13 protein-coding genes are annotated in these 13,305 nt (G+C 33.9%); 5 read left to right on the plus strand and 8 right to left on the minus strand.

All coding sequences use genetic code 11. The annotated features are described in order from the left end of the window. The first annotated feature begins 100 nt into the window (after positions 1-100). From BUC23_RS02395 to BUC23_RS02410, 4 genes are all read left to right on the plus strand, one after another. Positions 101-862, plus strand: a complete 762-nt coding sequence (locus tag BUC23_RS02395) for an exodeoxyribonuclease III (protein ID WP_073204882.1) — start codon at positions 101-103, stop codon at positions 860-862. A 145-nt stretch (positions 863-1,007) separates the two neighbouring features. Then, entirely contained in the window at positions 1,008-2,147 is a 1,140-nt protein-coding gene (locus BUC23_RS02400) for a hypothetical protein (protein ID WP_073204884.1), read from the plus strand. A 2-nt stretch (positions 2,148-2,149) separates the two neighbouring features. After that, positions 2,150-3,091, plus strand: coding sequence for an OmpA family protein (locus BUC23_RS02405; protein WP_073204887.1), 942 nt, complete (start codon positions 2,150-2,152; stop codon positions 3,089-3,091). A gap of 452 nt (positions 3,092-3,543) precedes the next feature. Next, positions 3,544-4,581: an aldo/keto reductase gene (locus BUC23_RS02410; protein WP_073204890.1), complete on the plus strand. Its 1,038-nt coding sequence runs from the start codon at positions 3,544-3,546 to the stop codon at positions 4,579-4,581. An 81-nt stretch (positions 4,582-4,662) separates the two neighbouring features. On the opposite strand, the gene BUC23_RS02415 is transcribed toward BUC23_RS02410, so the two are convergent. Both BUC23_RS02415 and BUC23_RS02420 read right to left on the minus strand, forming a co-directional pair. Then, complete coding sequence (locus tag BUC23_RS02415) at positions 4,663-6,630, minus strand: transglycosylase domain-containing protein (protein ID WP_073204893.1); 1,968 nt, start codon at positions 6,628-6,630, stop codon at positions 4,663-4,665. Positions 6,631-6,784: 154 nt separating this feature from the next. Next, positions 6,785-7,657 carry an AraC family transcriptional regulator gene (locus BUC23_RS02420; RefSeq protein WP_073204896.1) on the minus strand — a complete coding sequence of 291 codons (873 nt, stop codon included), beginning with the start codon at positions 7,655-7,657 and terminating at the stop codon, positions 6,785-6,787. A 189-nt stretch (positions 7,658-7,846) separates the two neighbouring features. On the opposite strand from BUC23_RS02420, the gene BUC23_RS02425 reads away from it, so the two are divergent. Further along, the gene (locus tag BUC23_RS02425; protein WP_073204900.1) at positions 7,847-8,443 is read left to right on the plus strand and encodes a hypothetical protein; all 597 of its coding nucleotides are present in this window, start codon (positions 7,847-7,849) and stop codon (positions 8,441-8,443) included. Between the two features lie 116 nt (positions 8,444-8,559). On the opposite strand, the gene BUC23_RS02430 is transcribed toward BUC23_RS02425, so the two are convergent. The 6 genes from BUC23_RS02430 to panD form a co-directional block, all read right to left on the minus strand. Further along, on the minus strand, positions 8,560-8,970 hold the full coding sequence (locus BUC23_RS02430; RefSeq protein ID WP_073204902.1) for a hypothetical protein: 411 nt from the start codon (positions 8,968-8,970) through the stop codon (positions 8,560-8,562). Positions 8,971-9,059: 89 nt separating this feature from the next. Next, positions 9,060-9,467 (minus strand): hypothetical protein, encoded by a 408-nt coding sequence (locus BUC23_RS02435; protein WP_073204906.1) that lies wholly within the window; start codon positions 9,465-9,467, stop codon positions 9,060-9,062. A gap of 238 nt (positions 9,468-9,705) precedes the next feature. Further along, complete coding sequence (locus BUC23_RS02440) at positions 9,706-10,218, minus strand: hypothetical protein (RefSeq protein WP_073204909.1); 513 nt, start codon at positions 10,216-10,218, stop codon at positions 9,706-9,708. 20 nt (positions 10,219-10,238) lie between these two features. Next, complete coding sequence (gene radA, locus BUC23_RS02445; RefSeq protein ID WP_073204912.1) at positions 10,239-11,600, minus strand: DNA repair protein RadA; 1,362 nt, start codon at positions 11,598-11,600, stop codon at positions 10,239-10,241. Beyond that, the gene (locus BUC23_RS02450) at positions 11,600-12,748 is read right to left on the minus strand and encodes an alpha/beta hydrolase (RefSeq protein WP_073204915.1); all 1,149 of its coding nucleotides are present in this window, start codon (positions 12,746-12,748) and stop codon (positions 11,600-11,602) included. Before BUC23_RS02450 ends, radA begins: the two co-directional genes overlap by 1 nt. A 200-nt stretch (positions 12,749-12,948) precedes the next feature. Continuing rightward, positions 12,949-13,299, minus strand: coding sequence for an aspartate 1-decarboxylase (gene panD, locus BUC23_RS02455; protein WP_035668843.1), 351 nt, complete (start codon positions 13,297-13,299; stop codon positions 12,949-12,951). Between the last annotated feature and the right edge of the window lie 6 nt (positions 13,300-13,305).

Genomic DNA, 13,305 nt, shown 5'->3' on the forward strand with positions numbered 1-13,305 from the left:
TTAGAGCAAGAAACAAAGATAGCAAAAAACTCCATTTTCTCTCTTTTTCTGAGTCAAACTTATCCTTTTTTGTTACATTTGGAATTCAAAAAATACTTTAATGAGAATTATTTCATACAACGTAAACGGAATCAGAGCAGCCATTTCAAAGGGCTTTATTGATTGGTTGCAGCAAGCAAATCCAGATATTATTTGTCTTCAGGAAATTAAGGCAACCGAAGACCAAATTCCGGTCGAAGATATTGCAAAAGCGGGATATCCGTATCAGTATTATTATTCCGCAACCAAAAAAGGGTATAGTGGCGTGGCCATTCTTTCTAAAATAAAGCCTAATAATGTAGTCCACGGAACCGGAATTCACCATATGGATTTCGAAGGAAGAAATCTTCGCGCTGATTTTGATGACTTTTCGGTGATGAGTTTGTACTTACCTTCGGGGACAAATATCGAGCGATTGGACCATAAATTCATGTTCATGGATGATTTTCAGAATTACATTGACGAACTCAAAAAAGGAACGCCAAATCTGATTATCTGCGGAGATTACAACATTTGCCATGAGGCAATTGACATTCATGATCCTATCAGGAATAAGAACGTATCGGGATTTTTACCGCAAGAGAGGGCCTGGCTTGATGGGTTCATGAAGTCCGGATTTGTGGATAGCTTCCGCCATTTCAACAGTGAGCCTCACCAATATTCATGGTGGAGTTATCGCGCTGGAGCAAGAGGAAATAACAAGGGCTGGCGCATCGATTACAATTTAGTGAGCGACACCCTAAAACATAAACTGAAAAGGGCCGTTATTCTTCCTGATGCAGTCCATTCAGATCATTGCCCTGTTTTAGTGGAGCTGGAATAGCCTTTTCAGGAGCTATTTCCCGCTTTACTCTGCAATCTTGTTGTTTTTTAAAGACAAAACAACAAGGATTTCCTTTTCAATCACGGCTAAGTCATTACAAATTGATTTAACTTAACCAATAATCACTAATATCTTTTAAGCACATATGAAAAAACTATTACTTATTTTATTTACTGTACAATGTTGCATACAATCCTATGCCCAAGTTAATTTTGAAAAGGGCTATTTTATAGACAATAACAATATCAGAACCGAATGTCTGATAAAAAACAAAGATTTTTATAATAGCCCAAATTCATTCGAATATAAGCTTAACCAAGAGAAATCTATTGTAATGGTTGGAGACGTTAAAGACATCAAAGAGGTTGGCATTATTAACGCTATAAAATTCGAGAGGCACGTTGTAAAAATGGATATGTCAAGCACTAATCTTAATAAACTAAGTGAGAAAAGTGAGCCAGAATGGAAAGAAAGAACACTTTTTTTAAGAGTATTAATAGAAGGCGAAGCTACTTTGTATGAATTTAAGGAAGAGAATAATAAAAGATATTTTTATAAATTGAGTGATAAACCCGTTGAACAACTTATCTATAAAAAATATTTTGTTCTGAACTTCAGTTACACCAAATTAGCAATAAATAATGATTTTCAAAAACAGTTATGGGTAAATATGCGTTGTGAGAATGAGAGTATGGAAAAGATCATGAAATTACAATATAATAAGAAAGATTTATCAGATTATTTTGTAAAATATAATAATTGTAAGAATTTAGGCTACACTAATTATGTAGGTAAAACGACGACCGGAAGCATTAATTTTAAATTAAAAGGAGGAATTAATGCCTCACCGAACGAAAATTATGATAATCAGAAGCAAAAAGTTGAATATTTTGGAAATAAATTTTTTCCAAAATATGGTGCAGAGATTGAATATGTATCTCCTTTTAATAGAAACAAGTGGGCAATTTATTTAGAATTAACTCATCATACCTATAAATATAAGTCTACTGTAACAGAACATAGTTCTTCGGGGGTGTTGTTTGAAAATACATATAAATACGACAGCTCTGTTAATCAGTTTCTTCCTAATATTGGTCTAAGGCATTATATGTACTTGAATAATAATTCCAGTGTTTTTATTGGTGCTAGTTTATTCTCTTCATATGGTGTTGGTTATAGCTATCAAAAAAAATTTAATATAGAGTTTAGAAGAAGTTCTATTGGTTTTGCTAAATACTCTGCAATTTTAGGATATACGCTATTTAATAATAATAAACAAAAATAAAAATGATTAAAAGAGTTTCCATCGGATTACTAATATTGGCGCTTTCAAGTTCTTGTGTATCCAAAAAAATATACAATGACTTAGAAAGTAAGTTCACCGATTTAAAAAAAGAAAATAGAAGTTTAGCAGATGAAAATATTGATTTGCTTAAAGCTAAAAACCAATTAGAGCTGGACCGCGATGCCTTAAAAATGGATTTAAGCAAATCAAAATCGGAGTTGGATAAATTAAAAATGGATTATGCAGCAGCTCAAAATAAATTTAAAGTATTGCAGGATTCCTACGCAGCTTTAGAAAAAAACAGCAGTGACGCTTTGCAGAGCAACATGAAGAAAAATCGTGATTTGCTGGAGCAATTAGACGAAAAAGGAAAAGCATTGGCATTAGAACAAGACCGATTGAGTAAAAGTGCGCAACGTTTGCAAGAATTAGAAGATTTGATTGCTGCCAAAGAAGCCAGTATGAAAAAACTAAAAGAAACCTTGTCTAAAGCCTTGAACAGTTTTGAAGGAAAAGGGTTGACAGTAGAACAAAAAAACGGAAAAGTGTACGTTTCTATGGAGAACAAACTACTTTTCAATTCGGGAAGTTGGGCAGTAGGTTCCGAAGGGAAAAGAGCAGTTATCGAAGTAGGTAAAGTTTTGGGCGACAACCCGGACATATCCGTACTTATTGAAGGTCATACGGATGATGATGCTTTCACGGCTTCAGGTCCAATTGCCGATAACTGGGATTTATCTACCAAAAGAGCGACAGCAATAGTAGCGATTTTAGGCGAAAACAAGAAAATCAACAAGCAAAATCTTACGGCTGCCGGAAGAGGAGAGTTTTCTCCTTTAGCAAGCAATTCAACCGCTGACGGAAAAGCTAAAAACCGTAGAATCGAAATTATTCTTACACCAAGATTAGACGAAATTTCTAAGATGTTGAATGAGATAAATTAAGTTTCAAAAGGATCATAATTAGAAAGGTTCAAAGTTTATGCTTTGAACCTTTCTGCTTTCTAGTTGCGGTATATTTTGTAAAACGTCCAGTATTAATAAATTTCACCAGTAAGAAATTAAGAAAATTAAGGGTTAATTCTTAATGAACCTTAATCTCTTAATGGTTTAAAAAATAATTTTTTCACAAAACATCTAATATTAATAAGTTTCACCATTAAGAAATTAAGCGTTGATTCTTAATGAAACGTAATATCTTAACGGTTTAAAAAAAAACTTTTCTTAACCGCAAATTCGCTAATTTCATCTTTCGATTGAGGGGTTTTAAATTCGCAAATTCTCGGTTATTGTTTTTAACATGCTGTAAACGTTTCTCAATTTTGTGTTAACTGCAAATGTAAACAACAAACTAATTTTATCTTTGTTTTCGAAAATAAAATACAATTTCCTTAATTATGAAATACACAACGTTACCCAATACTGATATAAAAGTCAGCAAAATTTGCCTTGGTACCATGACTTTTGGGCAACAAAATACTGAAGCTGATGGTCATGCCCAAATGGATTATGCATTAGAAAACGGAGTTAATTTCTTTGATACCGCCGAAATGTATTCAGTTCCCGCACGTCAGGAAACGTATGGAAGTACAGAGAAAATTCTTGGAACTTGGTTTAAAAAATCGGGTAAAAGAGAAGAGATAGTTTTGGCATCCAAAATTGCCGGACCTAATCCTAATTTTGAATACATGAGAGAAAAGTTAGATTTCTCACCTACCAGTATCAAGTTTGCATTGGATAATAGTTTACAACGCTTACAAACGGATTATATTGATGTGTACCAATTGCATTGGCCGGAACGTAAAACCAATTATTTTGGACAACGCGGTTTCAAAGTACAGGATGATGCTTGGGAAGATAACATTCACAATGTGTTGGAAACATTGGACGGTTTTGTCAAACAAGGGAAAATCAAACATATCGGACTTTCAAATGAAAATCCTTGGGGAATCATGCGTTTTCTGGAAGAAAGTAAATACAATAATCTGCCAAGAGTAAAAACGATTCAAAATCCATATTCGTTATTGAATAGACTATTTGAAAACGGTTCTGCTGAAGTTTGCCTGAGAGAAAATGTAGGTTTAGTGGCGTATTCACCGATGGCTTTTGGTGTTTTGTCTGGTAAATTCCTAACAGGTGAAGATCATCCAAATGCCAGAATCAAATTGTTTCCACAGTATTCCAGATACAACAGCGAGCAATGCACCGAAGCCACAAGATTGTATCAGGAAATTGCCAAGAAAAATGGATTGACCTTGACGGAACTGTCTTTGGCATTCGTGGAGCAACAGCCGTTTGTAACCAGTACGATTATTGGAGCAACCACATTAGAACAATTAAAAGAAAATATCGATACCATTAAAGTTTCGCTTTCGGAAGAGGTTCTTAAAGCTATTGATGAAGTTCAGGCTATAATTCCTGATCCGGCGCCGTAATTTGTTAAAATAAACAATGTAAATTTAAATCTCCAAGAAACCCTGTCAGAGTTCTGAACTCTGACAGGGTTGTTTTTTAAATTAAAGATCAAATTCCTCATCAACGGATAATGAATCAATTTTTACTTGTGTAGTATCTTGCGTTTTAATTCGTAGAAAAGATCGTGCCGACCCAGAAATAATGATGCGTTGGGATTGATAAATAGTGTCGTCAGGACTCAACAATCCTCTCCTGAACATAATATTTGTTAAGAAAGATTCTTGTTTTATGGCAAAATCTTTTAGCATTCCTTGATCATTAAACTGATACATGAATTTCTTTGGACTTGGAATAATTCTGGCGAGATAAAGACATTCATTTAAATTTAATTCTGATGGACTCTTCTGGAAGTAAAACCGACTTGCTTCGCCAATTCCATATACATTTGGTCCCCATTCAATAATATTAAAATAGACTTCCAGCATGCGTTCCTTGCTGACAATTCTGTTGTTTTCAAGGATGTAAACCAGCAAGATTTCTTCGAGTTTGCGTGACACTGTTTTTTCGCGGGTAAGAAAAACATTTTTCACTAATTGCATACTGATGGTGCTGGCGCCACGGGAGAATTTTTTGGTTTTAATGTTTTTTATGATGGATTGCTTGAATGCCTCATTGATAAAACCGTGGTGCGAAAAGAAAGAAGGGTCTTCCGTAGTCAGAACGCATTTTCTTAAATAAGGAGAAATTTGGTTTAAAGGCGTGTAATTTGGATTGCCAGAACCAACCAAAATTGGGCGTTGCAACACGTTTTTTATAAGTGCCCGGTAAATGAATTCTCCATTGAGTTTGTTGAGGTTTGCTTCCCCGTATTTGGTAATTTTTAGATTTTCCTTCTTTATATTGCTTTCAAAAACCAGTTGGTCCGGCTTGTTTTTATTGAAAGAGAAATTTAAATTATAATCGAAATTTCCTTGTGCTTCCATTCCTTGAAAATGGGTGAACAAACCATCAGGAAGCGAGGAAATAAAGTCCTGCGCTTTCATCTTTGGAATAGCTACTTTGAGTTTGTAAACGGTATCTTTTTTAGTTTCGTAAGCTACATAAGGGTGAAATTTTACCTTATTGAATTGGACAATTGAGGTACTGTCTACTGAAACGAAATCAGAACCCAACAAGAATCGAAAGTCAAAACGCGCATTTTTAATGACGACATCTTTACTGGCAATTTTAGGATGATTTACTTTTAAATTTTTGATAGAGGTAAAACCGTCGATATGCAATTCATCTCCATCACGATCTATATTCTGAATATTTAATCGAATGGAGTCAAAACTCGATTTTAGGTTGTAACGTTCGTCAAAGTAAGGAACCTTGATTGCGCCGGTATCAATATTAAAGAAACGAATGTCAGCTTTTTTATTTCTTGGATCGGCAAACCCTTTTATTTTCCAACGTTGTGTAAAAGTATTAGTTTGAACTCTTATTGAAGTTTCCAGTTGCTTATCAACCAATCGCATTTTTTGGAAATTAATCGTCGCTTTTTTTCCGTTGTCATCTAACCGAAAGGAAAGATTGTCTAAAACCATGTCGGTTGGAACTAAATTCAGTGCTTTAGAGATAATACGATAGGCAAATTCAGCATAATCTCTTTTTTCTTTCCCAATTTCTGTTTGCTTGTCTTTTTTTATAAAAGCATCAAAATTTCTTATTTTTCCTTTTTTAGTAAGCTGTACAAAACCATTGTTGATGTTTAAAGTTCCAAGTTGTATATCGCCTATCAGTAGCTTCCAGATGTTGATACTTGTTTTTAATTTTTGTATTTTAAAGAGTGTGTCTGCATTTTTTGGAGCTAAAACAACATCAGAAAGGTTTAAAGTTGAAAATCCATCAAAAGAAGCTTTTTTTACTGAAAAAGTACTGTTGTAATCGATTTCCATTGTATTAGAAACTTTGGCAATGGTTTGCTGTAAAACTGCATTTCGAAATATATAAAAAACACTAATTAGAACTGTAAACAATACGATTAATATTGTAGACGCTAGAATTATTTTTTGTTTTCCGGTTCTCATAAACAGTTTGTTATTGAATAGAAACCACAAAGTGATTTTAACTGTAAAGTAAAGGAAAAAACTAGTGTGGGTATGATTTTATCGTATTATTTAGGACTTTTTTGTGTATTGCGATTTACGAATGCAAAGCTGTTAGTGATAACTAGCTTTTGTGTTATTTAAGGATAGATCGAAATTCCAGGCGGTATTGTGAAGCACTTTTGCCTGCAAACGCCTTGAAAGATTTATTGAAGTAACTAAAATTATTGAAACCGCTTTCATAACATATTTCAGTTATGCTGATTGGTTTTTCTGCCAGCAACTTGGAGGCGTGTACAAGACGATAGTCATTTACAAAATGGGTGAATGTTTTATTCGTGATTTTTTTAAAATACCTACAAAAAGACGGTACCGTCATACTAACGATTACCGCTACTTCTTCAAGTGTAATGTGCTCTTGAAAATTGTCTTTTACATAATTAAATACTGCATTGATGCGGTCATTGTCCTGCATCTGCATCTCCATTGAAAATCCATCAGCATTCAAAATGGTAAATTCATTGGATAATTCTAATTCACTTAGAATAGTTAACATCGTCAACATCTTCTCAAAATGCGACTGTTTTTCCATGGATTCTATTTTCTTGCCGATGTTCTTTTTAGTTTCTCCTTCAAAAGCAATTCCGGCTTTGGCTTGACTGAAAAGATTTTGAATATTTTTCATTTCTGGAATATTAAAAAATTCATTCCCTAGAAAATCCGGCTTCATTTGGATAACCGTTTCATTTTTATTTCCTGTTTCTTCATTGGTAAACCCGCAATGAGGCAGATTACTTCCTATAAGTATCAGGTCACCATCCGTATAATAGGATATATGGCTTCCTATTTGTCGTTTGCCAGAACCGCCGTTTACAAAAACTAGTTCTATTTCAGGATGGTAATGCCATAGGTGCGCTTTGCTGTTACCGTTTTCAATATATTGGGAATAGTAAAAGGAACTTCCAAAGGATGGAGTTATAATTTCGAATGCAGGTGGTACTATTTTCATAGACTACGTATTTAGACTAGCACAAAATTACCTAAAATAAGTATAAAATTACCTTTTTTAACCTTAATCGATTTCGTAAAAGGTAAAATAGCACATAAATCAGAAAATCCTGTAGTACTTCATAATGAATCTCTTAAGGTAATTTAGCATCAGATAAATAATCAATTATAAATCTAAAAATTTACTATTATGAAAAAGATTTTAAAATTTAGTTTAGTGCTAGCCGCAGTAGCATTAACTGCCGTAGAAGCACATGCAGGAAACGCTGATTTCTCGTTAGATTTAAAAAAAGAAGAGGGAAAGACTGTAAGTTTTACTTTAAGAGAGATCAAGAAAATCGATTTGTCGATTTATGACACGAGTGATAATTTAATTTATCAAGAAAAGGTTACTTCTAACGACGATATTAACAGAACATACGATTTAACTGCTTTTCCAGAAGGGGTTTATTTCTTAGAAGCGGAAAGCGATCTTAAAATTTCAAGATACAAAATTGAGGTAGTTGGTAAAGTAGCTAAACTATCTGTTGATGCTATTTCAGAAGTGTATAAGCCGGTTTTGGTAAACAAAAACGGAACTGTAGCATTTAATATGTTAAACACAAGTAAAGCACCTGTTGCCGTTAAAATTTATAGCTCGAATGACACAGAGCTTTATAACGAAACCATATCTGGAGAATTAAATGTAGGTAAGATATTTGACATAAGTAATGTGGAAGGAGACAAATGTACATTTGTTATCACCTTTAATGGTAAAACTTTTGTCGAAACAGTTGATGTCAAATAATATTTAAGGAAGTTGTAGTAATTAAGAGGCTGTCTGTTTTAGGCAGCCTCTTTTTTTTAGTACAATTGTTTTAAAACAGAAATGGTAGTTAAACCAAATAATTTTAGGATAGGATACTATGAAACATAGAATTTTTTAACCTTTGCAACGATTTCATTTAAAGTCATTTTGTCTGCTGTTTCAACTGCTTTTAGTTTATTGGTAAATAATTTTTCATCCTGAATTTTTTGTTCCAGTCTGATCTTTGTTTCAGCCGGGCCAAAAACAAAAAGTTCATCTGCTCCCTTTACATAAGATAACACTTCTTTTATAAAGAAATCTAGTTGTTCTTTTTTTCGGTTTTCAAATTTTGACTCGCTATTGCCATGATGACCTCCAGAAAAGGTGCCTTTGTTCCCTTCCTTATCGTGGTAAACGCTGTTTTCAACATCAGAGTCTATTTCGGAAATTTTTTCGTCTTTACCACCTTCGAGAGTGACAATTATTGCCTTTGAGGTGTCTATCCAGATTCCAGTTTGTCTTTTCATGTCTTTATTTTTTAGTATTATGTTAATGTGGCTTAGTTTTAGAAAAGCGATATTCCCTATTAATAATGCAGTTGTTTATTGTTGATTCGCTATGACGACATTAGAATAGAATTCAATTGGCTGATTAAAACATGTTCTGATTTGCTTTTCCCTGAAAAGGAAGTTGCAATTGCATTTGCAGTTTTTAGAATTAATGCAATAACATCCGTTGTAAATAAACGAGGGTGCTCTTGTCTGAAAAATTTGAAGTTTGGAATCGCTTGTTCAAAATCCCATTTATTAGCCACTAGCCAATCAAAAACAATTTCAATTTCATAGGCAGTGTCGTCTCCAAATTCATTAAACGTATTTTCAAGTGGAAGCCATTCTTTTTTAACAATTTCCTTAAGTTTAGCAATCTCTTCTTTACGGATACTTTTATCTATGGCCGCAATTGTGTAAAACACTTTTCCCAAGTGTTCATAAAGATGCGTTATCGTTTGGTGTGATGGTTTCATTTTTAAATCTTTAGATAAAAAAACAGTACATAAATTTACAACAAAATAGTGAATCTTATTGTTGAAATATTTGTTTTTTTAATGATAAGCAAAATGCATTTTAATTAAGGTAATCCACTGAGGAGCGGTCATTAGATTAAATTGAAAAGAGTAAAAGAAAATGCTTTATTTGCAAATTATTTTGAACTTTAGTAGAATGCATTGAGGTAGTGGAATTTTTACGGTTAGCCGTTCTATCTTATTCAAGTATTAAGAGTAAATAATCTACTTCAAGTTTTTGTGCTGCGTATTTTAATTGAAGTTGAGAACCTTCGCCCATTCTATTGAAGTATTCTAACGCTTTTTTTGCAAAGAAACGTTTGTGAAAGTCAGCAACCTCTGGAATTTGAGGAAATATTTTATGAAAAAGCATTTCATAATAGGCTTGCCATTCTCTTTCGTTTTTATCTTCAATCCGGTTTTCTTTCGTTTTTTGACTCACATGAATCATTTCATGTGCAAGAAGATTGAGCATTAATTCCAGCGGATATTCGAAAGTGTTTTCGGGGATTCGGATGATTTGAGGTTCTCCAAGAGCGCCTTCAGTTGTCATCAGGATAAATTCCGGCTTTGCTTTTTCTCTTAATTCGAAGCCTTTGAAATTGGGGTTTTCTAAACCATATTCTTGTATTAAAAATTGGGCTACCTTGATAGTTTCACCAAGTTCATGGAAATTGTTGACTATTTTTAAGTGATCCTGAAACGATTTCATCTTTTAATGTGTTATTAAAATCATCCAAATAATTCGCTCGCCACATCTTCAATTTTTGCGACCAGGCGAATCTTTATTCCTGTATTTTTCAACGCAATTTTGTTGTATTTAGAAACAAAAATGGTCGAAAAACCTAATTTTTCTGCTTCCTGAATGCGTTGGTCCACGCGGTTTACTGGACGAATTTCACCTGCAAGCCCAACTTCACCGGCAAAACAAAAATCTTTATTTACGGGAATATCTTCATTGGAGGATAAGATGGCTGCTACAACAGCTAAATCTATAGCTGGATCATCTACTGAAATACCTCCGGTTACATTTAGGAAAACATCTTTGGCCCCAAGCCTAAAACCAGCTCTTTTTTCTAATACGGCCAAAATCATATTGAGTCTTTTTGCATTATAACCCGTGGTGCTGCGTTGCGGTGTTCCATAAACTGCGGTGCTGACCAAGGCTTGGATTTCAATCATCAAAGGGCGCATGCCTTCTAATGTTGATGCAATTGCGGTTCCGGATAATTCCTCGTCTTTATGTGAAATCAATATTTCCGAAGGATTCGAAACTTCTCGTAATCCGCTTCCTAACATTTCATAAATACCAATTTCAGCAGTGGAACCAAAACGGTTTTTTAGCGAACGTAAAATGCGATACACATGATTTCGGTCACCTTCAAATTGCAAAACGGTATCGACCATGTGTTCCAGAATTTTTGGCCCGGCAATGTTTCCGTCTTTGGTGATATGGCCAATTAGTATGACCGGAATATTGGTTTCTTTGGCAAATTTGATCAATTCGGCAGTAGTTTCTCTAATTTGAGAAATACTTCCGGGAGTGGATTCAATATAATCCGTATGCAAGGTTTGAATGGAATCGATGATTACGATTTCAGGCTGTATAGATTCAATTTGCTTGAAGATATTCTGAGTTTTGGTTTCGGTAAGAATATAGCAATTGTCTCCGCTTGGCGTAATTCTTTCGGCACGCATTTTTATTTGTTTCTGACTTTCTTCGCCCGAAACGTAAAGGGTTTTATAAGGTAATTTTAAAGAAATTTGAAGTAAAAGTGTACTTTTTCCAATGCCGGGTTCACCGCCCAAAAGGATTAGAGAACCGGGAACTATTCCGCCACCTAAAACACGATTTAATTCGCCATCAGTTGTGTCCATTCGGATTTCCTGAGCAGAATCAATTTCGTTTATTCGTAATGGTTTTGGCGCCTTGTTGCTAGAAATGGATTCGCTTTTCCAAGCTACTTTTTCCTGTTTTTGTATAATTTCCTCGGCTATAGTATTCCATTCTTTGCAGGAATTGCATTGTCCTTGCCATTTAGAATATTGGGCTCCACAATTCTGACAAAAAAAAGTAGTTTTTACTTTTGACATTATTTTTTTGGTGTTAGACTTTGCATGTCGTCAAATTTTTGAAACATCATGTCTTTGGTTAAATCTCCAATTTCCTCTAATTGGGAGGCTTTTTGGTATTGTTTTGCTGCTTTTTTTTGATCGCCTGTTTTCTCATACATCAATCCCAATTCATAGTCACTCAACATCGATTTCGGATAATTTTTTCGTGCAATAACAGCTAGTTTTTCAAGTTCGGGATACGCTTTGTTTTTCAATATAGCTGCTTCGATTGCTTTGAAATCATTTATTCGAACAGGGATATTTAATTTCAATTGTTTTGATAAAAGATCATATTTTGCGGTCAGGTAATCAACATATCCTGATGGAAGTAAGGCAATTTTATCAGTATATTCCGTTGATGAAATTGGTTTGTACGATTCAAAAATTTGGTATAAGGCATTAGGGATTGAGTACAATACTAAAGAGTAATGGGAAGCGCCTTTGAAATAATCAAATTTATAATTGAGTAGTGGATTCGTTACCAGTTTTATGTTTGAATCCAGTTGTTTTATTGGCTCTTGCAATTTTTTTACGTCCCCATCCGATGTCGATTGGTAATAAAAAACGGGTTGTTTGAGATTGGTAAGTTTTTCGGGAATCCGATTTTCCATTTCCGGAGCAAGTTCAGTACTTAATGAAATGTAGGCGTTAAATAGTGGCGCGTCTTTGTAAAGGAAAAAGTTCAAATAACCTGCTGTTGTATCGTGTCCGGCAATAATTCGGAAAGGTGCCACGCGGTACTTTTTCTCTAAATAAGGCAGTAACTCTGCTCCAATAAATTCAAAAAATTGAGCGCCTTTTCCAGAAGGAGTGCCGTCAACTTCATCATAATTACTATCCTCTATTCTCTCGTCGTTTTTGTTTTGATTTATGCCTACTATGATAGTTTCTGGTAAATCATCCCAATAAGCTCCATAGTTTAAAGCTCCATAAAAAGGATCAAAAAGGTAATCTCCGTCGAGTAAAATAAGAATTGGATATTTTTTGTTTGGGTTCTTCTCGTAGGATGCCGGCAACCCAATTGTAATTTCTCGGCTTGCACTCAGTTTCTGTGATTCAAATGGTTGTGTGGTTTTTTGGGAAAATACTGAAATAGAAAAGAATAATAAGAGTAAAATCTGTTTCATAATTTTAGTGGTTTTAGAAATTAAATTAATTCTAAATGGAGTACCAATATAATACTTTATTTACTTTTATTAAAAACAGAGCAACAAAAACACCTATTATAATATCTAAGCAAGAAATGCTCAATCTTATAAAGGAATTTGTTGAAATTCTTCTGAAAATTTATAATGGGATTCTTAATCTGGAATTTTTTTCTAAAAAATTACGTCAAAGAATTATCATTTTCATTAGGGAAAATAATCCACGGTTTGAAAGTTTTTGCTTCTTCAAATTCTAATGTGGCATACGAAATAATGATTATAATATCATCCTTTTGTACTTTTCTCGCTGCAGGACCATTAAGGGTTATTATTCCAGAATTTTTTTCGCCTTTAATGGCATAGGTGTCAAAACGTTCTCCATTGTTAATGTTTACGATAGAAACTTTTTCACCTTCAATTATATTAGAAGCATCTAATAAGGCTTCATCAATGGTAATGCTTCCGATATAATTTAAATCGGCTCCAGTTACTTTTACTCGATGAATTTTTGATTTTACGACTTGAATTTGCATGCTACA

The organism is Flavobacterium xinjiangense, assembly GCF_900142885.1.
GTDB lineage: Bacteria > Bacteroidota > Bacteroidia > Flavobacteriales > Flavobacteriaceae > Flavobacterium > Flavobacterium xinjiangense.

What these genes read in the sequence shown, in the direction of transcription:
- BUC23_RS02395 (WP_073204882.1), top strand. Translation starts at nt 101, where the DNA reads ATGAGAATTATTTCATACAACGTAAACGGAATCAGAGCAGCCATTTCA.
- BUC23_RS02400 (WP_073204884.1), top strand. Translation starts at nt 1,008, where the DNA reads ATGAAAAAACTATTACTTATTTTATTTACTGTACAATGTTGCATACAA.
- BUC23_RS02405 (WP_073204887.1), top strand. Translation starts at nt 2,150, where the DNA reads ATGATTAAAAGAGTTTCCATCGGATTACTAATATTGGCGCTTTCAAGT.
- BUC23_RS02410 (WP_073204890.1), top strand. Translation starts at nt 3,544, where the DNA reads ATGAAATACACAACGTTACCCAATACTGATATAAAAGTCAGCAAAATT.
- BUC23_RS02415 (WP_073204893.1), bottom strand. Translation starts at nt 6,630, where the DNA reads ATGAGAACCGGAAAACAAAAAATAATTCTAGCGTCTACAATATTAATC.
- BUC23_RS02420 (WP_073204896.1), bottom strand. Translation starts at nt 7,657, where the DNA reads ATGAAAATAGTACCACCTGCATTCGAAATTATAACTCCATCCTTTGGA.
- BUC23_RS02425 (WP_073204900.1), top strand. Translation starts at nt 7,847, where the DNA reads ATGAAAAAGATTTTAAAATTTAGTTTAGTGCTAGCCGCAGTAGCATTA.
- BUC23_RS02430 (WP_073204902.1), bottom strand. Translation starts at nt 8,970, where the DNA reads ATGAAAAGACAAACTGGAATCTGGATAGACACCTCAAAGGCAATAATT.
- BUC23_RS02435 (WP_073204906.1), bottom strand. Translation starts at nt 9,467, where the DNA reads ATGAAACCATCACACCAAACGATAACGCATCTTTATGAACACTTGGGA.
- BUC23_RS02440 (WP_073204909.1), bottom strand. Translation starts at nt 10,218, where the DNA reads ATGAAATCGTTTCAGGATCACTTAAAAATAGTCAACAATTTCCATGAA.
- radA (WP_073204912.1), bottom strand. Translation starts at nt 11,600, where the DNA reads ATGTCAAAAGTAAAAACTACTTTTTTTTGTCAGAATTGTGGAGCCCAA.
- BUC23_RS02450 (WP_073204915.1), bottom strand. Translation starts at nt 12,748, where the DNA reads ATGAAACAGATTTTACTCTTATTATTCTTTTCTATTTCAGTATTTTCC.
- panD (WP_035668843.1), bottom strand. Translation starts at nt 13,299, where the DNA reads ATGCAAATTCAAGTCGTAAAATCAAAAATTCATCGAGTAAAAGTAACT.